Origin of the sequence: Micromonospora sp. NPDC023966 (assembly GCF_040639095.1) — a bacterium.
Lineage (GTDB): Bacteria > Actinomycetota > Actinomycetes > Mycobacteriales > Micromonosporaceae > Micromonospora.
Genome location: NZ_JBEZZJ010000003.1, coordinates 367428 through 391232, shown reverse-complemented (window position 1 = coordinate 391232; position 23805 = coordinate 367428). Strand labels below are relative to the sequence as shown.

Here is a 23805-nt window from a genome sequence, read left to right as displayed (position 1 = left end):
GCCCCATGGTCCGCCGTGGGGCCGATCCCCGCGTCACGCCGCACCACGTGCTTGACGAGGGTGACGGCGGCCACTACTTTACACGAACAGAAAAGGGTTTCGGTCTTTTCAGAACGCCAGCGCCAATCACCGCCTGTCACGCGATCCTCCGACATCGACGGGGACCTGGACGCACTCCTGGGCCGCGACCCGCACGGCGTCGACCTGTCACCGACAAAACAACACGGCAAGGCTCTCACCACACCACCACCGGGGCCGTGCAGCGGCTCCCGCTCAACGATGGGCAGAGGAGTAGCGATGAAGATATTCCACCGGCGAGGCGGTCTACGTACCGTCATGGCAGTCGGCCTGAGTGCGGCGGTCCTCGCGCTGGCCGCGTGTGGCGGCGGGGGCGACGCGGCGCCGGGTGCAGCGGTCAGCGTCGGCGCGGACGGAACCGACGACGGCAGCCAGCTCACGCTGTGGACGCGAGCCCCCCTGGAGAAGCAGGCCAAGCTTCTGGTCGAGGCCTACAACAAGAGCCACAAGAACCAGGTCACTCTCACCGTCGTCCCCAACGACGACTACGTCGCCAAGGTGGGCGCCGCAGCAGGGTCGAAGGGGCTGCCGGACCTGTTCGCCGCCGACATCGTCTACGTGCCGAACTGGGTGAAGCAGGGTCTGTTCCAGGACATCAGCGCCAACATCGGCGGGCTGAGCTTCAAGGACTCGATCAACAAGGGTCACCTCGGTGCGGGCACCGTCGACGGCAAGGAGCACATCCTGCCGTTCGTCCTGGACCTGTCGATGCTCTTCTGGAACAAGGGGCTGTTCAAGGAAGCGGGCCTCGACCCGGAGAAGGCGCCCGCCACCCTCGAGGAGTACGCCGCCGACGCCAAGAAGATCCAGGCCCTGGGCAAGAAGGACGTGTACGGCACCGCGACCGGGCTCAACTGCGGGGGATGCCTCGTCTTCACCTGGTTCCCGACCATCTGGGCCGCGGGCGGCCAGGTGATGAACGGCGACGGGACGCAGGCCAACTACACCAGCGACGAGAGCAAGAAGGTCTTCGACACCTGGCGCGACCTCTGGAAGTCCGGCGCTGTTCTGCCCTCGTCGAAGGACGAGACCGGCGCCACCTGGACCGCGGGGTTCACCGAGGGCAAGGTGGGCCTGATGTTCTACCCGGCCACGCTGCTGTCGTCGACCAAGTTCGACGTCGGCGTGGCGGGCATCCCGGGACCCGCCGGCGGGGCGTCCACGTTCGTCGGCGGTGACGGCATCGGCATCTCCAAGGACTCCAAGAAGGCCGCCCAGGCCTGGAACTTCCTCAACTGGATGATGTCGGAGGAGGCACAGGTCGAGGTCCTGGCAAAGGACAACGACGTGGTCTCCCGCGGGGACCTGTCCAGCAACAAGTACGCCGCCAAGGACCCGCGGCTGGTGACCATCAACGAGGTGGCCGGCAAGGGTCAGACGCCCATCGCGATGAACTTCCAGCAGGCGTACAACGCCCCGAACAGCCCGTGGCTCAGCCTGGTCCGCGACGCCGTCCTCGGCGAGGGCAGCAAGCTGCAGTCGAACAACGAGCAGGTCACCTCGGTGCTGTCCCAGTAGTCCACCCACCCTGGTGCCGGACCCGGTCCGTCGAGCGGCCGGGTCCGGCAGCGGGGTGGTCCACTCCCCCGCACTGCGCACGTCTAATGGAGGGCCGCGTCGTGAGTATGTCCTTGATGTCCGGCCGAGCCGGACGCTCCCGTCGACGCTCGAGCCCAGCATCACCCACACGACGCGGTGAGGCGGTCAAGGGATGGCTCTACGTCTCGCCGACGGCGGTGTTCGTAGCGGTCCTGTTCATCCTGCCGCTGCTGCTGGTGGTCAGGATGTCGCTCTCGCGCTGGCCGCTGCTCACCGGCGACCAGGGCGTCAACGCCCCGGACAACTACACCAAGGTTCTCGACAACCGCTTCTTCGCCGACTCGGTGGTCTTCACCCTGGAGTACACCGTCCTGGCCACCGTCCTGCTCATCGCGCTCGGCCTGGGCCTGGCCCTGCTGGTGCAGGAGTCCAGCCGTTGGAAGGGCCTGCTGCGGGCGTCGTTCCTCATCCCCAGCGCCCTCGGCCTCGCCTCCGCGTCCCTGCTGTTCTACGTGCTTTACTCGCCGATCGCCGGGCCGGCCGCGGACCTCATGGAGAAGCTCGGCTGGACGTTTCTCGGCAGCCCCAACGCCGCCTTGTTCTCCACGGTGTTTCTCATCGTCTGGCGTTTCGCCGGCTTCTACATGCTCCTGATGCTGGTGGGCCTGCAAGGCATCCCCGCTGAGCTCTATGAGGCGGCGCGGATCGACGGCGCGTCCCGGTGGCAGACCTTTCGTCGGATCACCCTTCCGCTGCTGAGGCCGACGCTGGCGCTGACCACCATCATGTGCGTCACCGGCTCCCTGCTGGCCTTCGAGCAGTTCTACATCCTCACCAAGGGCGGCCCGGACAACAGCACCATCACCGTCGTCCAGCTCATCTACACGATGGCCTTCCAGGGACAGAACGACCTGGGAGTGGCCGCCGCGCTGTCGGTCATCGCCCTCATCGCCCTGGTCGTCATCAATGCCGTGCAGCTACGGGCCTTCCACAACCCGGACGAGAAGTGAGAGGGACATGAGCACGCACGCACCAACGCCCGCCGGCGCTCACACCGCGGAAGGCCCGGGAACCGGCCGATCCGACCGTTCCTCGGTAGGCGACGGCGCCGCCACCGGGAAGGCGATACCGGCACGCCCTCGTCCCGTGCGCCGTCCCCCCACGACAAGCATCGGTGGCCTGGTCCTGCGTACGCCCTACTGGATCTTCACCGGGAGCCTGGCCGTCATCTTCCTGTTCCCGCTGGCCTGGACAGCGGTCGCGTCCGTCTCGCCGCACGCCGGCACCAACCAGACCGCCGGGTGGGGCTTCGGCAACTACCGCACGCTGGCCCACTATCAGGCCGGCATCTGGCAGTACCTCGCCAACTCGGCCTTCGTGTCCCTGACCACGGTCTTCCTCACCCTGGCGATCTCCCTGCTGGGCGGATACGCGTTCGCACGGTTCAACTTTCCCGGCAAGAACGTCCTGTTCCTGACCACGCTGGCGATCCTCATGGTCCCCTACGCGACCATGCTGATCCCGCTCTACGTCCTGCTGAACCAGCTGAATCTGCAGGATTCGCTGATCGGCGTGGCCCTGGTCCTGACGATGTTCCAGCTGCCGTTCTCCACCTTCATGATGCGGATCTCGTTCGAGGCCATCCCCCGCGAGCTGGACGAGGCAGCCCTCGTCGACGGCTGCTCCTCCTGGGCCGCGCTGTGGCGGGTGCTACTGCCGGCGGTCAAGCCCGGTCTGATCACCGTCGGCCTCTTCGCCTTCCTGACGGCCTGGAACGACTTCATGGCACCGCTGATCCTGATCAATGACTCGAGCAGGTTCACCCTCCCGCTGGCCGTCTCCAACCTGCGCGTCCAGGTGCAGGGAGTCATCGACTACGGAGCCACGGAGGCCGGAGTCGTGGTGCTGGCCCTGCCCTGCATCGTCCTGTTCCTCCTCCTGCAACGCCACTACGTCCGCGGCTTCATGTCCGGCGCCTTCAAAGGATGAACCCCACGATGACGATCACAGATCCCAGGGCCGCCCACCGTCGGACCGGGTTCGTCCCCGCCGCCCCCAGGACCGGGCGACTGCGTCCGCTCGGCTTGGACGAGGTCCGCATCACCGGAGGTTTCTGGGCCCGGCGCCAGTCGGTCAACGGCGAGCGGACACTGGCGCACATCGGTCACTGGCTCGAGCGTGAAGGCTGGATCAGAAACTTCGAGCTCGCCGCCGCTGGCTCCCTGCCCGAGGGGCGGCGCGGGCGCGAGTTCTCCGACTCGGAGATCTACAAATATCTTGAGGCGCTGGCCTGGGAGATCGGCCGCACCGGCGACAACGACCTGGAGGCCGCCTTCCGGGACCTGGTCGACCGGGTCGCCCGGGCCCAGGAGCCCGACGGGTACCTCAACACCAACTTCGGGCGGCCCGGGCAGGCACCACGGTGGTCCGACCTCGAGTGGGGCCACGAGCTGTACTGCCTCGGCCACCTGTTCCAGGCCGCGGTGGCGCGAGCCCGCACGCGGCCGGACGCCGACGACGGCCTGTTGGCCATCGCCTGCCGCGCCGCCGACCTGCTCTGTGAGGTCTTCGGCGACGACGGCATCCAGAGCGTGTGCGGGCACGCCGAGATCGAGGCCGGCCTTGCGGAACTGGCGCGCGTCACCGGCGAGCGGCGGTACCTGCGGCAGGCCGAGCTGTTCGTCACCCGCCGCGGCACCGGCACGCTGCGCCCCATCGAGTGGGGCCAGCAGTACTTCCAGGACGACATTCCGGTGCGGCGGGCCGCGGTGTTGCGGGGTCACGCCGTCCGGGCCAACTACCTGGCGGCCGGCGCGGTCGACGTCGCGGTCGACACCGGCGACGACGAGCTCCTCTGCGCCCTGGTCACCCAGTGGGAGAACGCGGTGGCCCGGCGCACGTACATCACCGGCGGCCAGGGCTCCCACCACCAGGACGAAGCCTTCGGCGAGGACTGGGTGCTCCCACCGGACCGGGCCTACTCCGAGACCTGCGCCAGCATCGCATCGATCATGTTCAGCTGGCGGCTGCTGTTGGCCTGCGGCGAAACCCGCTACGGCGACCTCATCGAGCGGACGCTCTACAACGTGGTCGCCACGTCCCCCTCGGCGTCCGGGACCGCGTTCTACTACGCCAACACCCTGCACCAGCGCAGTCCTGCGGCCGTCCCGGACCCGGACACCGTCTCCATGCGCGCCGAATCATCCCTCCGGGCCCCCTGGTTCTCGGTCTCCTGCTGCCCGCCGAACGTGGCGCGCACCTTCGCCAGTCTCGACGCGCTGGTCGCCACCGCGGACGCGCACGGGGTCCAGATCCACCAGTTCGCCAGCTGCAGCATCCGGACCCGGCTGGACAACGGGGAGCTCGTCGCCCTCGACGTGCAGACCGACTACCCGCGCTCGGGATCCGTTCGCCTCACCGCCGCACGGGACGCCGCCGGCCCGTGGACCCTCTCGATCCGGATACCGCAGTGGGCCGACGGGGCCCAGCTGGTGACGACCACGGCATCCGGTGAGGTCAGCGCCACGGACGCCGACCCAGGGTGGGTCAGCGTGTGTCGCTCGTTCCACGCCGGGGACGTGGTCGAGCTGGTCCTGCCGATGCGGCCGCGCCTGACCCACCCCGATCCCCGCATCGACGGGGTGCGCGGCTGTGTCGCCGTCGAACGGGGGCCCGAGGTCTACTGCCTCGAGTCCATCGACCTGGACCTCGTCAGCAACGGAACCGTCACTGACGTCGCGGACATCCGGGTCGACGCCACGGCCCCCCTCGGAGACCACGATGGCCGGCCAGTGGTGCGTCTCGTGACGGCGGCAGCGGAACCTGGGCGGGGCCTCACCTGGCCCTACGCCGAGCGCTCGCTGGAGCCGGCGCCCTCGGCGTCGTTCGATGTGCCGCTGATCCCATATCACGACTGGGCGGAACGGGGCCCTTCGACTATGCGCGTGTGGTTGCCAGTGGCCACACGGCCGAGCCAGGCGGATACCACCCAATACCAGGACTCGGAGGCATCATGACGAGGAGATCGGAACCGTGAACAGCATCAGGTGCGGCGTCGCGTCACGAACCCGCGGACCGTTGCGCCGGCTCCGCGGCGCGATCGCCGCGGCGGCGGTAACCGGGCTCGTCGCCGGCGGCATGGTCGGCGTCGCCACACCGGCCTACGCCGCCGACTCGTACACCTTCACCAACACCCGCAATCCGATCCTCGGCGACGGCAGCTACTACTCCGCCGACCCGGCGCCCGTGGTCGTGCCGGCCGGCTCCCCGGGCAACGACAGCGGCAAGGACCAGCTCTACATCTACACGGGCCACGACCAGGCCGGACCGTCCACCAATGACTTCATCATGAACGAGTGGGGGGCGTTCCGGACCACCGACGTCGCGTCCGGGCAGTGGACCCATTTTCCGTCGCTGGCGCGCCCGGAAACGCTCTTTTCCTGGGCGAGCACGGGACGCGCCTACGCGGGCCAGATGATCCAGGGCGTGGACGGGCGCTATTACTGGTACGTCCCCGTCTTTGAGCGCAACAGCCCGGCGGCCGACAAGTTGGCCATCGGGTTGGCCGTCGCCGACACTCCGACCGGACCGTGGAGCGACTACGTGGGTGGACCACTGATCTCCCAGCGGGTGCCCACGACGAACAACATCCAGAACATCGACCCGACGATCCTCATCGACGGTGTGGCTCCCAACCAGCGGGTGTACGTCTACTGGGGCACGTTCGGCCAGTTGCGGATGCTCGAGTTCGGGCAGGACATGAAGACGCCGGTCGGCACCCAGCGCGCTGTCACCGGCCTGACCGGCTTCTTCGAGGCCCCCTGGATCTTCAAGCGGAACGGCACCTACTACCTGGCGTACGCCGGGAACAACGCCGGCCCGACCTCGGCGTGCACCCCGGCGAACTACCACGCCTGCATCGCCTACGCGACGGCGCAGTCGCCCATGGGGCCGTGGACCTATCGGGGGACCATCCTCCGGCCGGTCTCCTCGACGACGAGCCACCCAGGCATTCTGGAGTTCAACGGCCAGTGGTACCTGACGTACCACACCGCCGACGCCGTGGGCGGTGGCCACTTCCGTCGGTCGGTCGCCATCGACCGGGTCGAGTGGGACGACACGCTGACCCCGCCGCGGATGAAGCTCGTCACGCCGACCCCGGTCAAGGGACGGGACCTCTCGCCCCGGGCGAACATCGCTCAGGAGGCGAAGGTGACCGTCTCCAACGAGCCCGTCCCGACCCAGTACTGGGTGAAGGCGCTCAACGACGAGATCGTCCGGTCGAACCCGCTGCCGCCGGACATGTGGGGAACGTGGACCGGCAACAACCCGCCGCAGCAGTGGGTGCAGTACACGTGGGACCAGCCGATGAGGATCTCCGGTTCCCAGATCGACTTCTGGAACGACCAGCCCCAGGGCACCGGCGTCGGGGTCGCTGCGCCCGCCCGCTGGCGCATCCAATACTGGAACCTCACCACCGGGCAGTGGGCCGACGTACCGAACCCGAGCGGCTACCCGACCAGCACGCAGGGCTTCCAGAACACCACGTTCGACCCGTTGACCACCACGCAGGTGCGTGCGGTCTTCGACGGGTCGACGAACGGCAGCACCTACTCGGCGGTCGCGGTCGAGGAGTGGAAGATCCTCGCGGTCCAGCCGCAGTCCGTCACGCCGCCGCCGATGACGGTCGAGGTGGGCGAGGTTGACCTGCCCGGCACTCTCCCGGTCGCGTTCGGGAGCGAAACGCTGCAGGTGCCGGTCTTCTGGGACCCGGTGACGCCGGAGCAGGTCGCCAGCCCCGGTACGTTCACCATCCACGGCACGGTGCTCGGCTATGCCGCCGAACGCGTCTCGGCGCAGGTCACCGTCATCTCACCCGGCGACATCGAGGGCGACGAGACAGCGCCGACCCTGACGCTCGCGCCCACCGGCAGCGCCGGCGCCGCCGGCTGGTTCCGCTCCGCGGTGCGGGTGCGGGTCGCCGGCGTCGACGACCGTGGCGGGCGAATGAGCATCGAGTCGCGGGTGGACGCCGGCGAGCCGGTCGTCGCCACCGACGTGCGGTACGCCGACGTCACCGTCTCCGGAGACGGACAGCACACGGTCACGGCAACGGCCACCGACCGCGCGGGCAACGTCTCGGCAGCCAAGAGCCTCGCCGTACGGATCGACGCCACCGCGCCGGTCAGCACCGGCACCGTGGACAGCGCCACCCGCACGGTCACGGTGACCGTGAGCGACGCGACCTCCGGCGTCGCCCGCGTCGAGTACTCCATCGACACCGGGGAGTGGACCACCTACACCGGCCCGATCGAGGCACCGGACTGGAACAAGCACACCGCGTCGTTCCGCGCGACCGACGTGGCGGGAAACCTGGAGACCGCCAGGACGGTCACCATCCCGGCGGACCTGTCCGGGCCGCTCAGCGGCAACATCGCGCCGGTCGCGACGCCGTCCGCCTCCTACACCGCCGGTTGGAACAGCGTCACCGCGCTCAACGACGGCGCCGACCCGACGAACCCGAGCCAGGCGCAGATCTGGGGTACCTGGTCCGGCGATCGTCCGGCGACCCAGTGGGTCCAGTACGACTGGTCTCGCCCCGTGCGGATCACCGGAACGGAGCTGAAGTTCTGGCGGGACTCCAACCGCGGCAGCGGCGAGGGCGTAGCCGAGCCCGACGGGTGGGTGCTGCAGTACTGGGACGGGGCCACCTCCGCCTGGCGCGACGTGACCGGCGCATCCAGGTACGGCACGAGCACCACAGCGTTCAACACGGTCACCTTCGACGCCGTCACCACGCCGCGGGTGCGGGCCACGATCCGGGCCAACGGCAACGGCAGCACCTGGTCCGCGGTCGCGATCACCGACTGGCGGGTCTTCGCCGACGATCCGGGGGACACGGTTCCCCCGACGACGACGGTGGCCTGGTCGCCGGCGGAGCCTGACGGCGGCCAGGGGTGGTACAGGACGGTTCCGTCCTTCACGCTCGCCGCGAAGGACACGTTCGGCGTGGCCGGCACCCAGTACCGCCTGGACGGCGGTGAGTGGACGACCTACCCGGGTACGCCGGTCCGGGTCGGCCAGCAGGGCACCCACCAGGTGGAGTTCCGCTCGACCGACCGCCGCGGCAACGTCGAGGAGCCGAAGTCGGTAACGGTCAACGTAGACACCGTCGCCCCGACGGCGACGTTCGACTCCACCATCGGTGTCGTGTACTTCGGCGCGGTCCCGCCCGCCCCCACCTGCACGGCGAGCGACACCACCTCGGGTGCGGCGGGCTGCGTCATCACCGGCTACGGCACCACCGTCGGGACGCACACCGTCACGGCGACGGCGACGGACGCCGCGGGCAACACGGGCACGGCCACCCAGACGTACACGGTGCTGCCGTGGACCGCAAAGGGGTTCTACCAGCCGGTCGACATGGACGGCGTGCTCAACACGGTCAAGGCCGGCAGCACCGTACCCATGAAGTTCGAGCTGTTCGCGGCCAACGAAATCAGCGACACCAGCGCCGTGACCATGAGGGCGAAGGAGGTTGCCTGTTCCACCTCGGCCGCCACGGACGACATCGAGGTCGTCGCCTCCGGCTCCACCGTGCTGCGCTACGACACCACCGCCGGGCAGTTCGTCTACGACTGGAAGACGCCCGCCACACCCGGCGCGTGCTACGCGGTCATCGCCACCGCCGACGACGGGACCAGCTTCACCGCACTGTTCGAACTCCGATGACGGCGAGCTGACACCAGCGGAGGGGCTGCTTCCGGCAGCTCCTCCGCTGGTTCTGTACGGTATCGGGCCGTATCCGATGGCGGCCGGAATGGCCTTCACAGCGACGACCGTCCGTTCGCCTCTGCGGTGGACCAGGCGGACGGTGCGCGGCTGGAGTGGGACGAGCACGGCTGGTGAGCCCGTCAAAGCGCGAGCAGCTTCCGGAAGAATCCAGGTAGCCGGTCAGCCTTCCAGTTCCTGCTGTGCCCGGGCAGCGCCGACAAGGATCGCCTGCCGTTGCTGCTGGGTGTGGCGGCCGGCCGCGAGCCACTCGCTCGAGACCTCCTGCACCCGGCGGACGAACTGACCGTGGTTGGCGAACGGCGCCGCCTCCCAGATCCGATCCAGGAAGGTCTGACCGTCTGCGTCGCGAACGCTGTCGTTCGGCACGCCGGTGTTGATCGACCCGAACACGACCTCCGGCTCCACTCGCTTCACGTACGGGTGGTAGGTGTTGAATTCACCGGGGACCGGGTCGGAAATGTAGTACGGGGCCAGGGTGTAACCGTGCGTCGTGAACTGCATCGGCACGTTGGTCGGCGCAATGGCGGCGGCGAGGTCCCCGTCCAGCTTGAGGTCCTTGTAGAAGCTGAATTCCCGGTAGCTCGGGGTGCCATCGCGGACGACCATGAGGGTCGGCCCGTAGAGGATGGACTGGACAGCCTTGTCGTCGAGCGCCATCTCGGCTCGGAAGCTCAGGGGCATCGAGACATCGATGGTGTCCCCTGCCGTCCATTGCCGGTCCAGGGTGACGTACGTGCCAGGAGCAGCGTCGAAGGCCTGGCGGCCCCCGTTGACCGTCACCGTGTAGCCCTGCCGGGCCCAGGACGGCACCCGCAGTTTGATCTTCAGTCGACCGTCGCCCTGGTCGAACCTCAGCCGGGTGGCACCCTGGGTCGGATAGGCGGTTTCCTGGGTGATGACGAATCCTCGGCCCGGCCAGGTGAGCGTGGACGCGATGAAGAGGTTGACGTAGAGCGTGGACTCGTCGGCCGACTGGAAGTAGATCGACTCCTGGTACTTGGTGTGGCTCTCCAGGCCGGTCCCGTTGCAGCAGCTGCCGTTTCCGCCGTACCTGCTGTATTCGATGACGCTGCCGATCCTCCGCGACCTGCCCGGCCACATGTTCTGGTGATAGGTCACCTCGGTGCTGGTGACGCTGTCGATGTCCCGCCGTGAGCTCAGAATCTGGTTGTGGAGGGCCTTCTCGTAGTAGTCCATGTACGCCGGATTCTGGTCGTGGAAGAACAGATTCCTCGTCAGCCGGAGCATGTTGTATGCGCAGCACGTCTCGGCGTGCCGCGGATCGGACGAGGAGGTGAATCCGGAGGTGATCGAACCGCTCTGGCGGAAGTGCTCGCTTCGGCCCGCGCCACCGTTGCTGAAGATGCGGTGCGGAACGACCATGGACCAGAAGTTCTTGGCCGCCGCGTGGTAATCCGCGTCCTCGGTCTGCTCGAAGATCCGCAGGTATCCGATGTTCGGAGCCATGTACTGGTTGGCGTGGCGTCCGTTCAATTCGTCCCGTTTCGCGATCGAGGCGTCGAACAGCGTGGTGAAGGTGAACGCCTTTGCCGTGGCGAGGTAGCGGGCCTTCTGATCCTGGTCGGGCGCGAGCGCCGAGAGCTCCGCCATCACCTCATTCATCGACCCGGCCTCGCCCGCACTGTAGGTGTCCCACATGCGGTTCAGGTCGTCCCGGCTGATGCGACTCAGTCGCTCGTGGGCCCAGTCACCCATCCTGAACGCGATCTCGAGCGCCTCCTCGTTGCCGGTCAGGTCGTAGGCGTTCAGGAGGCCTCTCATGATCTTGTGGCAGGTGTACCACGGGGCCCAGACCGCGTTCGGGCCGCTGTTCGGTTGGAAGGTGGGCGCTTCGAGCCGGACGAACTGGCCCTCCGGGAACGCCGCCAGGAAGCCGGGATAGCCCGTGCCGATGATGCGCGCGTCGCGACGGTTGTCGGAGTGGTCGACGGCCGTATCGCCCTCGTCCTCGAAGCGGTACCACGTCACCAGGTCGGACGGGGCCGGCGACGGCGTGCCGTCCGAGCCGAGTGCCTGGACCTCCGCCGGGTCGAGCGCCCGGCGGTAGATCTGGAAGTCGTCCACGGTGGCGTTCAGGAAGGGATCGTTGTTGTTCTGGGATCGTCCGATCCAGTTGTTGACCGTCCGGCCCAGTGTGGCGGGGGTCAGGGCGAGAACCTTGGTGGCGGCCTCGACCCCGTTGATGTAGAGCCGACCGACACCCGCTGTGGAAAGCGATACCGCCAGATGCGTCCACTCGCCGACAGGCAGTGCCGTGCCGCTGGTGATCTGCTGCTCGTTGGCGCTGCCGGCGTTGGTGATGGCGAACCGCGGGCCGCTGTCGTTCGCTGTCAGGGACAGGTAGGAGTTGGAACCAGCGCCAAGGTGGCAGATCCTGGCCCCGTTCTGCGCCACTGCCAGGTTCACCCATACGGCGATGGTCAACTCGCTGACGCCCTCGAGAGTCCCCGGCGGCAGCAGAACGTACTGGTTCGGATGTGGGTCACCGAGCCGGACCGCCTTGCCGGACCTGCCCGGAACCCGGCCGAGTTCCCGCTTGTCCAGTTCCCGCTGGCACTTCCCGAGTTCCTCCACGAGGTAGTCGAGCTTGTCGATGAAGATTTCCTCGCCGGTGGCGGCGTAGGCCTGGGCGAGCAGCGTCAGGTAGTGACCGCTGAAGTGGCCGCGCAGCAGGTGCCGCGGTGTGTCCCAGCCGCCTGGGTAGGTGCCCGGAGCGGGGAGACCCGCGTTGGCGCGGAACAGATTCAGCATCCGGTCGGGCCCGTCGAAGACGCCTCCCGTGCCAGGGTAGTTTCGGGCGTAGTTGAGCATTCGGTCGCGCTTCTGCTGGAAGATGCCGTCATGCAGCGCGACCTGGTTGAGGGCGAACGGCTTGACCGACCAGTTCGGGCCAACCCAGCCGGGTCGGGGGACGGTCGCGGCCGGGTCTGGGGTGGAGCCTGCCCCCTGAGCGGCCGTGGCCGGAAGCACCGACGCCACCGCTGGGGCCGAGGCGGCCATCGCACCGAGACGCAGGGCCGTCCTTCGGGAGAACTGCTTGCTCATCTCACACTCCTAACGGGTGCAGATTTGACACGGGCAGGAGGTCGCGGGCGGAGCGGCAGACCAACAGGCTCGGGCGGTGCAGCAGTGAACTCGTCCAGGCACAGTCCCGCCACGACTGCCACGTCAACAGCCTGCCCGGCGGCCTGACCGACTCCGTCGGTCAGGCCGCCGTCAGGCCCAGGTACATAGGCCGCCGATGAATTCCTGACGACCGCGGCACTCCTACGGGGCGAGTTCCTTGCTTGCCCGGGCCGCGGTCGAGACCACGAGGTCCTTCTCCGCGTCGGTGAAGACCCCCGCCGCGACGAACGCCTCGGCGGTGCCGGCGACGGCCGAGACGAACTGGCCGTGGCTGGCGAAGGGCGCTTGGTCCCACACCAGGTCGAGGAAGGTCGGGCCGTCGTTACCGGGCGACGTGATGCCCGCCACGGGGACGTCGTAGTTCGGCAGCCCGTCGTTCCGCTTGCGGTTCGGCACGCCCGTGTCGATGGACCCGAACACGATCGTCGGCTCGACTCGGCGGAAGTACGACGAGACGGCCTGCGAATCGCTGATGTAGTAGGGCCGCAGGGTGAAACCGTGCGTGGTGAACAGCATGTCACCAGCCGCGGTGGTGCTCGCGTGCGTGATCGCCGAGCGGGCGTAGTCGCCGTCCCGCTTCAAGTGACGGTAGAGGGACAGTTCGCGGTAGCTGCCGCCCCCCGGGTTGCCCAGGATCTGCAGCACGACGGGACCCCAGAAGATCCCCTGCGTGTCAGGGCGGTCCAGGGCCCGCTCGATCCGAATGCTGAACGGCATCCGGATCTCGACGGTGTCGCCGGGCGCCCACGTCCGGCTCAACGTCAGGTAGCTGCCCGGCTTGGCGTCGGCCTCGACGGGAGCGCCGTTGACCGATACGAAGAAGCCCTTCTCCACCCATCCCGGTACGCGCACCTTGAGGTCGAGCGGGCCGCTGCCGTTCACGACCAGCTTTGTGCGGTCGCTTCTGGGGTAGCTCGTCTCCTGGGTGACGGTGAAGCCCTTCTCGGCCCAGGTCAGCGTCGACGGCACGAACAGGTTGACCCACAGGGCGCTGCCGTCGGCGGACTTGAAGTAGATCGTGTCCTGGTACTTCGTGTGGTTTTCCAGACCGGTCCCGCCACAGCAGGTACCGGTGTTGCCGTAGCTGCGGCTGGCACCCGGGGTCAACGGCTGGAAGTAGGTGACCTGCGGGTTGCTGACGCTGGCGGAGTCGGCCCGCGAGCCGGCGATCTGGTTGATCAGGCCCCGCTCGTAGTAGTCCATGTACGCCGGGTCGTGCTCGTGCAGGAAGAGGTTACGCGCCAGCTTGCCCAGGTTGTACGCGCTGCAGGTCTCCGCGCCGCCCTGGGCGATCGAGTTCGCGATGTTGTCCCGGTTCTGGAACATCTCGATGTTGTTGTTGGAGCCGGGGAAGTTGCCGCCGGTACCGCCGCTCACGTACATGCGGTGCGGGACGATCATCTTGAAAAAGTTCTTGGCGGCCTGGAAGTACTCGGGGTCCGCGCTGTGCTCGTAGACCCGCATGTATCCGACGAACTGCGGGACGTGCTGGTTGACGTGCAGCCGATCCGGGCGGCGCCGGCCAGGACGCGTCTGCGGCGTCGTGACCAGGATGTCGCGGTTCTCCACGCACGCCTGGAACAGCGACTCGCGGTTGTCGAAGCACTTGGCGGTCTCCAGGTGCTTCGCGTCGCCGGTGAGCTGGTAGATCTCCGGGAACACCTCGTTCGCGCCGCCGGACTCGCCGCCGATGTAGAGATCCCACATGTAGTTCAGGTTGTCCCGGGTGATCGGACCCGTGTAGTTCGGGTGGTTCTTGTCCCCGACGGTCAGCGCGAGATGGGCCCAGTTGGCCATCTTGACGACCACGTCGAGCGCCTTCTGGTTGCCGGTGTGGTAGTAGGCGTCGAGCAGCCCGCGCATGATCTTGTGCTGGGTGTACCAGGGGGCCCAGGTGTTGGTGTCCTTGTTGCCGCCGTAGACCGCCCACCTGGGCGGGCCGAGGCGGAGCACCGTGTCCTCCGGGAGAGCCCCCAGATAACCGGGGTGGGTGGGGATCCACAGCTTCCCGCTGTCCTGCTTCACCACGACGCCGGCGTCGCGGCCGTTGGGCGACGCGTCCTTGAGGACGGTGCCACCGTCCTCGTCGAACCGGTACCACGCAATCGTCCCGCCGCTCGTGCTGCCGGCCGGCGAGTCGAGCAGCGCCCGGACCTCCTGCTGGCTCAGGGCCCGGTCGAAGATGTGGAACTCGTCGATGGTCGCGTCCAGCATCGGGTCGCCGTACTGCGACCGCCCGATCCACCGGTTGCCCGGATTTCCCAGATTGGATGGGTTGAGGGTCATGTTCGAGTTCTTGCCGGCCTCTTCGCCGTTCACGTACAGCGTGCCGGTGTTGTGCGACAGCGTGACGGCCAGGTGCACCCACTGGTTCGTCGGCAGCGCCGCGTTGCCGTTGATCTGCTGCTCCCCGCCCGAGCCGCTGACCGTGATGGCGAACCGCGGTACGTTGCCGGTGACGCCGGCGCGCGGGGCCAGGAACATGTTGACCGTGGTGTTCTGGCCGAAGTCGAACAGCCGGCTCCAGCTCTGGGTGGACGCGAGGTTCACCCAGGTGGCGAAGGTGAAGTCGCTGAGCTGGCTGATCGCCTCCTGAGGCAGGGTCACGTACTGCGCCGCGCTGGAGCCGTTCAGCCGGAGCCCGTTGCCGAACTTGCCCGACACCCGGCCGATCTGCGGCTGCGGCGGCTCCTGCGGGTTCCCGCCCGAGCCGTCGCCCATCCGGGCGGTAATCGCGTCCTGGCAGGCGGCAAGCTCGTCAACCATCCAGTCGAGCTTGGTCTTGAAGATCGGCTCGCGCTGGTCGGCGTAGGCCTGCGCCAGTGCGGTCATGAAGTGGCCGGCCCAGTGGCCGCTGAGCAGCCCACCGTCCTCCCAGCCGCCGGGAACAGCGACACCGGACGGGTTCGACCGGCCGGCCTCGTTGTTGAACAGCACGAGGAAGCGGCGCTGGTCGTACTGCCGGAGGAAGTTCTTCATCCGGTCCCGCTTCTCCTGGAGCAGGCCGTCGCCAAGCCGCACGTCGCCGAGCTGGAACGGCCGGACCGGGGCGGTACCGCCGGGACCGGGGTCGGGTGAGGTCAGGCTGAGCACTGCCGGTCCGGTCGCTGTTTCGGCTTCGGGCGCTGCGTACGCAGCCGTCGTCGGCAGGGTGGCGGAGGAGGCGACCGCAGCCGCACCGGCCGCCGACGCCTGCAGCAGCTGGCGCCGATTGACGGAGAGCTTGTCGGATTGGGCCACTTTTGAATCAGTCCTTCCACGTGGGTGTCTGGGCCAGATCGCCTGTCCAGACGGCTGATGGCGGCATCTGCATCGGCAGGATGAGTAGGCGTGCAACGCGGGTTTGCGTGCGGCGTGCTGGTCCGGTCTGGAGGGTGGGGGTACGAGCGGGCGGCTCACCACGTACAGGTCGGCCGGTCGGCTGCCGCCACGGTCGCTAGTGGCGTCGGGAGTGTCGACAAGCGACTAGCGGCGGGCTTCCGGGATTGGCCGATGCCAGGAGTGTGAGCGTTAACAAACCTCGTCGTCAATCCCCTACGGGCGAGTAGGTCTGAGGATTGACACGTCCCCGAAACATGCCTATGTTAACGCTCACCTTCCTAGGCGAAGCGGCGCTCGAGGCTGCCCTGCCATGGCCGCCACGCGGGCTCGGCCGGGCCGGAAGGCCCGAGGTGCACCAGTCCGGCGGGCATGACCGCATGGATTTCCTGAGCAAGGAGGCGGTGTGGCCGCGTTTGGTATGTCCGAGTTGTGGGATCCGGCGGTGCGCCGCGATCCGCACCCGTTCTACGACCGGGTACGAGACAGCGGGCAACCCGTCCTTCAGATCGATCCGGCGGGTAACCGGTTCTGGGTGGTGGCCGGGTATGGCGATGTCCTGACCGGACTGCGCCATCCGGCAATCGGGCACGAGATCCACCGCCACTGCCCTGGCCTGCCTGAGACGGCTCCGCACCACCTGCCCGACGTGGCCAGAATCGAGTCCCGCCAGCTCATCAACCTCGATCCGCCCGACCACACCCGACTGCGGGGTTTGGTCAGCGGCGGCTTCACCTCGCGAGCAGTGGCGCGCCTCGAGCCGTGGATCGGCGACCTCGCCGACCGGTTGGTCACTGACGCGCGCCGGCGTGGGCGCATCGACGGAATAACGCACCTCGCCGACCCGGTGCCGGTCAACGTCATCGCGGAGCTGGTCGGCATTCCGGAGCCGGACCGGCCGCGCTTCCGGGCCTGGTCCGCCGCGATCGTGTCGGCCAGCCCGGACGGCCCGTCGGCCACTCTCGAATTCGGGGCGTACCTCGACGAGCTGGCCGCCCGGCGCCGGGTGGCGCCCGAAGACGACCTGATATCCGACCTGGTGACACGGGCGGACCAGGGCGACCAGCTCGACCGCGACGAGTTGGTGGCCCTGGTGCAGCTGCTGCTCATCGCGGGTCAGGAAACGACGGTCGACCTGATCGTCAACGGGATCCGCCTCCTGCTCACGCACCCCGAACAGTGGCAGGCGTTGCGGGAGGATCCGTCGCTGGCGGCTGCGGTGGTCGAGGAGACACTGCGGTTCCGGGGACCGGTGGAGATCGTGCCGCCCCGGTTCACGTTCCAGGACGTCGAGCTAGGCGGCGGGCTGATCCCGGCGTACGACCGGGTGGGGTTGTCGTTGTGGGGAGCCAACCGGGACCCTGCGGTGTTCGACCGGCCGCACGCTTTCGACATCCATCGGTCCGACGTTCGCCGGCACATCGCCTTCGGCTACGGGATCCACTTCTGCCTCGGGGCACACCTGGCCCGGATGGAGAGCCGGATCATGTTCGAACGGATCGCGCGGGAGCTTCCGGGGCTTCGGCTCGCGGTCGACCCCGTCGACCTCGACTCGTTCCGGCTGCACCAGCGCGGGCTACCGCTTCACGTCTGAGCCCAGCCGCCAAGTGGTGGTCGAGCGGTACGTCTCGCCGGGGTTGAGTACCGGCGAGGGGAACGCGGGCTGGTTCGGGGCGTCGGAGTGCCGTTGAGTCTCCAGGGCTATTCCGTCGCTCTGCCGGAGCAGCCTGCCGTGACGTCCAATGAGCGTGCCGTCGAGGCGGTTACCGGCGTAGATCTGCAGTGACGGCTGGTCGGTTCTGATCTCCAGGAAGCGTCCACTGCCCGGGTGTTCCAGCCGCGCTGCTCGGCCGGCCATGCTCATGTGCGCACTTCTGCCCGGTGCGCGCCCACCCGCGGCGAGTCGCCGCCTCGGACGCCACCCTGATCGATCGCGCGGCTGGCGCGGCGAGGCGCGGCCGAGTTCCGGTCAAGGTCCCGTCGGGGAGCCCGGTGCCGAGCTCCGGGGATGGCGTTCCGGCGGCCGCTATGGTCTGCCTCGTGAGCGGCGGCTTTGATCTCCACGACGAACTCGCTCAGGGCGTTCGGGACGCCCCTGGCGCGTGGCGATTCATCCGACTGTTTGCAGCGCGGTATGCGAGTCCGATCGTGGCCGGCGATGGTCGCGATGAGGGCGAGTTGCGGGCGGCGGAAGCCCGGCTGGGTTTCGCCCTGCCGGCGTCCCTGCGTGAGGCATACGCGCTGGTCGGCAGGCGCTATGACCTGACCCGGAGTCAGGATCGCCTGCTTGCTCCGAATCAGGTCGGCGTCGACGACACAGGTGAGGTGCTGGTCTTCCGGGTGGAGAACCAGAATGTGGCGCAGTGGGGCGTTCCGCTGTCGGCGCTGACGGAGCCCGACCCGCCGGTAGTGTTCCGGGTTGAGTCCGCCAGCGAGGCCGAGCAGGACTGGCAGCCGTTCCTCGATCGGGTCTCGGTGGCGTGCGTGGAGATGGTGCTGTCGGAGTGGATTTTCTGCGGTGAAATGTTCGCCGACAACCGTGAGCTGGACGATGAGGCCATCGCGTTGCTGGAGCAGCAGTTCCGCCGGCTGCCGATGCCTGACTACCCGTTCTGGGCAGGACCCGCTGGCAGGCCGATGAGGTGGTTCGACGGGCTGGGGGCGGTCCTGCGTGCGGACGGCGGGACGTGGTTGTGGGTGCGCGCGGCGACGGCGGACGGTATCGCCGGGGTGCGGCGGGCGTTGCCCGGTGAGTGGTTGATGGACGAGGGGTAGCGGGCTGCGGCGACGGGTGGTCATCGAGACGGACCACCTCCGGTGTCCGTGAGGTCTTCCGGCGTCGGCTGGGCTTGCGGCCGGCGGAAGATCAGCAGGCTGTCCACCCCCGCACGCTGAGGCCCTCCCCCTGCTCCAGCGCGCATATCGACGAGACGTCATCCGCCGGTGGGACCGGGTGTGGCCAGCCTTGACTTCAGGCCAACCTGAAGTCAGAGGATCGCGTCATGACCAACCTGGACATCACGGATGCCACCGCACGGCTCATCGCGCGACTCGACGCAGCGGAGACCGAACCCGGCGCGGTGCGGCTACGGCAGCGCAGCTACGACCTGCTGGACCTCTCCCCCGGCGCCTCAATGGTTGACGTGGGCTGTGGTGCGGGACGCGCCGTGGCCGAGCTCAACGAGCGCGGCGTCACCGCGATCGGCGTCGATCGGGATGAGCTGATGGTCGACACGGCGCGCGAGCGCTGGCCGGGTGTCGAGTTCCGGATCGGGACCGCGCAATCCCTCCCGATTCCTGATCAGGCGGTGACGGGCTACCGAGCCGACAAGGTCCTGCACGAGGTGCCGGACCCTGCTGCGGCGCTGGCGGAGGCGCGTCGTGTCTTGGCCCCGGGTGGGCGGATCGTGCTTGTCGGACAGGACTGGGACGCACTGATGATCGACTCGTCTCACCCCGAGCTCACCAGAACCATCCTGCGCGCTTCCGCTGACTTGGTCCCGAACCCACAGGCCGCGCGGGCCTACCGGAATCTGCTCCTCGATGCCGGTTTCCAGGACGTCACCGTCGAGGCATACACCGGCATCTTCACCGAGCGTAATTTCCTGCCGATCGTCGAGGGATTCGCCGCAATGGCGGTCACCGCCGGCAGCATCACCCGTGAGCGGAGCGCCGAATGGGTACGGGACCAGCGTTCCCGGGCAAGCAAGGAACGTCTCTTCGTGGCGTTTCCTTTGTTCGTCGCCTCCGCCCGCCGACCGTGATGCTGGCGGTCTGACGTAACCAGGGCCGCGGCCAGGGCGACGTCACCCTCCCTCGACGTGCCAGCGGACGAGCGGTGATGGCAAGCCGCGATTGATCATCGGTTGACCATCGCCGCTGCGCCGTCCGGCGATGCTTGCGTCGGGCGTCATCCTGGCACGTGAGGCGCGGGCTGGCGCCCGATGCGCGCGCGCACTCTCGCTTGGTAGTGCGGGCACGCGGTGAAGTCCTCGTGCTCGCACTCCAGGCCCCCGTCGATGAACCGCAGGGAGTCCCGCAGCGCGTCGATACGCGCGGCGAGGTCCTCGCGGTGTCGCAGCAGGATCTCCCGCCGTGCCGACCCGGCGGCGGCCATGAGTTCACGGATCTGCTCCAGCGACAGTCCTGCCTCCTTCGCGCGCAGGATCGTCGCAACCCGATAGAGGTCCGTCGATCGGTAGCGGCGGCGCCCGGCGACCACCCGCGCCGGCGCGAGCAACCCGACCGACTCCCAGTGCCGCAACACGTGCGTGGCCAGCCCGAACTTGTCGGCGACCTCGCCGATCGTCATCACCGCGTCGTCGCCTGCCTGCATGCCGCCATTAGGCCGCAGGCCGCCCAACTCCGGCAAGCCGAACCGAGGTCGCGCCGGTGTGTCAACGGCCGGTCAGACCTGGCGGCACCTGCCCGTCTGCCTCACGGGTACCGCTGGAACGGGTTAACAGGGCTCCCGAGCGTGAACTGGCGGTAACCGGATCCTGGTTGCACCGCCGGTTCGTGGTGTTGGTGGGACGATGAAGGCGTGGGAATTGCGAAAACTGCCACCCCTGCCATCTCGCCGCTTTCTGGCGAGCCGATCAAGCGTGCCGATGCCGAGCGGCTCGCAGGAGTGCTTAAGGCATTCGCTGACCCGGCCCGGCTGCGACTGCTCAGTCTGATCCAGTCCGCTCCCGAGGGCGAGGCGTCGGTGAGTGACCTCACCGCGCCGCTTGGTCTTTCCCAGCCGACCGTCAGTCATCACCTTCGGATCCTTATCGAGGCGGGTCTGCTCGAGCGCGAGAAGCGGGGCGTCTGGGCGTACTACCGCCTCGTTCCGTCCGCGATCGCCGCGATCGCCGACTCGCTGACGCCGCCCCGCAAGCGGGCGACCAAGAAGGCCCGCTGAGCGCGTCCAGGCCCCCGCCCGGCGCCCGGGTCTGCGAGTGCCGGCGAGGACGTTCGCTCTGATCCCGGCCGATTCCGGCCCGCCGCGAAGGTCCGGCTGTGCTCCCGCTTCTACACCGACCGCTCGGACTGCGCGGCCGGGTCGACGCCGCGTGCGGCGGTGCGGGTTTGGTGGACAAGACGAGCAATCCGCGCGGCTGCGAGAAGCTCGCCACCGGTCCAGGTCGAGCGCCACCGTCAAACCCTGATCGGCGGAGACATCGGACGGCTCCACGGTGGTTATCGTCCCAGCGGCCGATCAGCGCCCGGTTGCCTCCCGCGTCGTACGTCTGGCTCGTTCGGCTGTCCTCCGTCAAGGCGGCCTGCATCGAACCGTTCTGGATGAGCCCGGTGGCAAACTCCGATCCAAGCTCGTGCGTGGCGGCGTAGATCTTGTCCACCTCCGGAGTGCGCCAGGCGCCGACCCGTGGGGTTGATGGCAAGTGATTGGCACCAGATACGCGCCGAAGCCGGCGGCCAGAGCGCGAGCCAGTCGGTCGGATAGGCGAAGCCCGGGATCGGCTGGTGCTCCATGACGTCCACGGAGGGCATCCCATGATGGCTAACTCGACTCCCCGCACCCCGCCGCCGCGTTGCCCGGGCCGCCGCAATGGTGTGGCAGCACCTCCCGGTTGGAACCTGCCAACTCAGTCCTCTGCCCAGCAACGGAAGCAGGCCCGCGATTGGTCGCCGCTCGTGATGTTCGGTGGAATCACCGCGCTGATTGCGTGCTTCGCCGTGATCATGGTCATGGTGGCCCGGTGAACACGGCGGACTCGTAGTGGATGCTGCACACCGGCGCCCAACAGAGCGCGTGGCCGATGCGGGGGACGGCTAGGCCTACTGCTCCTGCACGGACTGCCTGCGGCCGACCACCCGGAGCGCAGCGCGGCGGACGTGGCCCCATCGGGACTACGTCAATGCGTAGTCGTCGCCTCAGAGCCATCCGCTTGGCATGGGCCGGCAGCGACGGGCCATCGGCGTGCGGCTCAGCAGGGCGAGCTGGCTCCGCCGCTGACATGAACGGCGCGAATGCGGGAAGAAGCGGTTCTCCGTCGTGAGCGGATTGGGTCGAGGAGGCATTCGTACGAGCGACGGCTGGGGCCGGGAGTAACAGGACCGGGCGGCGACTTTGTCCTGTCCAGGCGCGCGGTGGTCCGGTTGCTGGTGGGGCCGGCCGCCGCGTCCGGGAGCCTCGACGTGTTCTGCCTGAACCGACTCGGTGCTTCCTTCGCCGGCGTGATCACTGGCAACCTTGTGCGGTGGCCATGCGGTCGCCACGGCGGAGACCCCCCTGGGCGTCGCCGTACGGGACTGGTGGGCGGTCGAGGCGGTGCTGCTGGTCTGTGTCGCAGCCCGGCTGGTCGAGCACGGCGCGGGCTGGATGCGGTAGGCCTGCGCCGCCGCAGAACGGCGACGCACACGGGGACGGCTTCGTCCTGACTCGCCAGTGAATAGACGCAAACGGGCCCAATCATCTCCGATGGCACCACGCGCTGGTCGGCGGGTCCCGGAGATGGCGATGCGAAAACCGACCGCTAATGGGCGAATAGGCGGTGCGGGAGGGGGTCTTGTGACTGGGAGGGCGCAGTCGGCCGACGCGGCGGTCAGGCCCGTACGAACCGCCGCGTGGTCGTGGTGGGCCGATGTGATCGCGTCGGTCGGCGCGGTCAGCCTGCTGATCGTCGTCGCGCTCTGGGTGCGGGGCGGCGGCGTGCAGGAGCTTCGTGGCTGGGCGGAGGGCCTGACGTCGCTGGGCCGGTTGACCGGTCTCGTCGCGGCGGACCTGCTGCTCATCCAGGTGCTGCTGATGGCGCGCGTGCCGTGGATCGAGCGCACCTACGGGCAGGACAGACTCGCCCGTTGGCACCGCGTCGTCGGGTTCATCTCCTTCAACCTCCTGCTCGCGCACATCGTGCTGATCACGGTCGGGTACGCCGAGACGGGTGGGGTTTCCGTGACAGCGGAGGCGTGGAGCCTCGTCACCACGTTCCCGGGAGTGCTGCTGGCGGTCGCCGGGGCGGTGGCCCTGACGATGGTCGTGCTCACCTCCCTGCGGGCCGCGCGGCGGCGGCTGCGCTACGAGGCGTGGCACCTGCTGCACCTGTACGCCTACCTCGGCGTCGGCCTGGCGCTGCCACATCAGCTCTGGACCGGGGCCGACTTCACCAGCTCCCGGGCCGCGACGCTGTACTGGTGGACCGCGTACGCCGCGTGCGCCGGCGCGGTTGTCGCCTTCCGGCTCGGCCTACCGGCCTGGCGGACGCTGCGGCACCGTCTCACAGTGGCCGCAATCGTCGCAGAGGCACCGGGCGTTCATTCGATCTACATGCAGGGACGCCACCTGGACCAGTTGCCGGCACACGCGGGGCAGTTCTTCCAGTGGCGCTTCCTCAACGGCCCGGGTTGGAGTCGCGGCCACCCGTACTCGTTGTCCGCTGTGCCGCATGACGACACGTTGCGGATCACGGTGCGATCCCGCGGCGAGGGCAGCGAGAAGGTGTCTGAGTTACGGCCGGGAACTCATGTGTTGATTGAGGGGCCGTACGGTCGGCTGACCGCCGCCCGGCGTACGGCTGCGCGGGTCACCATGATCGCGTCCGGGATTGGAATAACCCCGCTGCGGACCTTGTTGGAAGAGTTACCGTACGCGCCGGGCGAAGCCACGCTGCTATACCGGGCGCGCTCGGCGGAAGACCTGGTGTTCCGCCAGGAACTGGACCGCCTCTCGGCCGTCCGTGGCCTGCGTGTGGAGTACCTGTTGGGGTCCCGCGGGCGCAAGAACTCATGGTTGCCGGCCGGATTCGGCGATGATGCGAAAGCCTTGAGTGAGCTTGTTCCGGACATCGCGCAGCACGACGTGTTCGTGTGCGGACCGGACGAGTGGATGCAGACGGTGGTACGCGCGGCGCGACAGGCAGGCGTGCCCGAGAAGCGCATTCATCTTGAACGCTTCACCTGGTAGATCGCCACCCATCCTCATGG

General features: G+C 68.4%; 15 protein-coding genes and 1 pseudogene. 12 read left to right on the top strand and 4 right to left on the bottom strand.

Annotated elements, in window-relative coordinates:
* The first annotated feature begins 336 nt into the window (after positions 1–336).
* The 5 genes from AB0F68_RS08150 (at position 337) to AB0F68_RS08130 (ending at position 9348) form a co-directional block, all read left to right on the top strand.
* A complete protein-coding gene (locus AB0F68_RS08150) occupies positions 337–1596 on the top strand; it encodes a sugar ABC transporter substrate-binding protein (protein ID WP_357333790.1) in 1260 nt (419 codons plus the stop codon).
* Positions 1597–1814: 218 nt separating this feature from the next.
* Positions 1815–2627 carry a sugar ABC transporter permease gene (locus AB0F68_RS08145; RefSeq protein WP_357333788.1) on the top strand — a complete coding sequence of 271 codons (813 nt, stop codon included), beginning with the start codon at positions 1815–1817 and terminating at the stop codon, positions 2625–2627.
* A 136-nt stretch (positions 2628–2763) separates the two neighbouring features.
* Complete coding sequence (locus AB0F68_RS08140; protein WP_357333786.1) at positions 2764–3606, top strand: carbohydrate ABC transporter permease; 843 nt, start codon at positions 2764–2766, stop codon at positions 3604–3606.
* Between the two features lie 8 nt (positions 3607–3614).
* On the top strand, positions 3615–5633 hold the full coding sequence (locus tag AB0F68_RS08135) for a beta-L-arabinofuranosidase domain-containing protein (protein ID WP_357333784.1): 2019 nt from the start codon (positions 3615–3617) through the stop codon (positions 5631–5633).
* A 16-nt stretch (positions 5634–5649) separates the two neighbouring features.
* Positions 5650–9348: a PxKF domain-containing protein gene (locus AB0F68_RS08130; protein WP_357333782.1), complete on the top strand. Its 3699-nt coding sequence runs from the start codon at positions 5650–5652 to the stop codon at positions 9346–9348.
* Between the two features lie 222 nt (positions 9349–9570).
* Here AB0F68_RS08130 and AB0F68_RS08125 read toward each other — a convergent pair whose 3' ends face one another.
* Complete coding sequence (locus AB0F68_RS08125) at positions 9571–12477, bottom strand: beta-L-arabinofuranosidase domain-containing protein (protein ID WP_357333780.1); 2907 nt, start codon at positions 12475–12477, stop codon at positions 9571–9573.
* Between the two features lie 222 nt (positions 12478–12699).
* Positions 12700–15651, bottom strand: a complete 2952-nt coding sequence (locus AB0F68_RS08120) for a beta-L-arabinofuranosidase domain-containing protein (RefSeq protein WP_357333778.1) — start codon at positions 15649–15651, stop codon at positions 12700–12702.
* A 631-nt stretch (positions 15652–16282) separates the two neighbouring features.
* Here AB0F68_RS08120 and AB0F68_RS08115 point away from each other — a divergent pair.
* The gene (locus tag AB0F68_RS08115) at positions 16283–17470 is read left to right on the top strand and encodes a cytochrome P450 (RefSeq protein ID WP_357333774.1); all 1188 of its coding nucleotides are present in this window, start codon (positions 16283–16285) and stop codon (positions 17468–17470) included.
* Here AB0F68_RS08115 and AB0F68_RS08110 read toward each other — a convergent pair.
* Positions 17453–17734 carry a hypothetical protein gene (locus tag AB0F68_RS08110; RefSeq protein WP_357333867.1) on the bottom strand — a complete coding sequence of 94 codons (282 nt, stop codon included), beginning with the start codon at positions 17732–17734 and terminating at the stop codon, positions 17453–17455. The genes AB0F68_RS08115 and AB0F68_RS08110 overlap by 18 nt on opposite strands.
* A gap of 182 nt (positions 17735–17916) precedes the next feature.
* On the opposite strand from AB0F68_RS08110, the gene AB0F68_RS08105 reads away from it, so the two are divergent.
* Complete coding sequence (locus AB0F68_RS08105) at positions 17917–18651, top strand: hypothetical protein (protein ID WP_357333772.1); 735 nt, start codon at positions 17917–17919, stop codon at positions 18649–18651.
* Between the two features lie 227 nt (positions 18652–18878).
* Complete coding sequence (locus AB0F68_RS08100; protein WP_357333770.1) at positions 18879–19640, top strand: methyltransferase domain-containing protein; 762 nt, start codon at positions 18879–18881, stop codon at positions 19638–19640.
* A gap of 146 nt (positions 19641–19786) precedes the next feature.
* Here the strand turns inward: AB0F68_RS08100 and AB0F68_RS08095 are convergent, their stop codons facing one another.
* Positions 19787–20212: a MerR family transcriptional regulator gene (locus AB0F68_RS08095; protein WP_357333768.1), complete on the bottom strand. Its 426-nt coding sequence runs from the start codon at positions 20210–20212 to the stop codon at positions 19787–19789.
* Between the two features lie 207 nt (positions 20213–20419).
* On the opposite strand from AB0F68_RS08095, the gene AB0F68_RS08090 reads away from it, so the two are divergent.
* The 4 genes and pseudogenes from AB0F68_RS08090 (at position 20420) to AB0F68_RS08075 (ending at position 23785) form a co-directional block, all read left to right on the top strand.
* Entirely contained in the window at positions 20420–20782 is a 363-nt protein-coding gene (locus tag AB0F68_RS08090; RefSeq protein WP_357333767.1) for a metalloregulator ArsR/SmtB family transcription factor, read from the top strand.
* A 1136-nt stretch (positions 20783–21918) separates the two neighbouring features.
* A pseudogene (locus AB0F68_RS08085) lies at positions 21919–22083 on the top strand (DUF1275 domain-containing protein); the annotation flags it as partial.
* The gene (locus AB0F68_RS08080; protein WP_357333877.1) at positions 22076–22213 is read left to right on the top strand and encodes a hypothetical protein; all 138 of its coding nucleotides are present in this window, start codon (positions 22076–22078) and stop codon (positions 22211–22213) included. The pseudogene AB0F68_RS08085 and the gene AB0F68_RS08080, both read left to right, overlap by 8 nt.
* 255 nt (positions 22214–22468) lie before the next feature.
* Positions 22469–23785 (top strand): ferredoxin reductase family protein, encoded by a 1317-nt coding sequence (locus AB0F68_RS08075; protein WP_357333765.1) that lies wholly within the window; start codon positions 22469–22471, stop codon positions 23783–23785.
* The last annotated feature ends 20 nt before the right edge of the window (positions 23786–23805 follow it).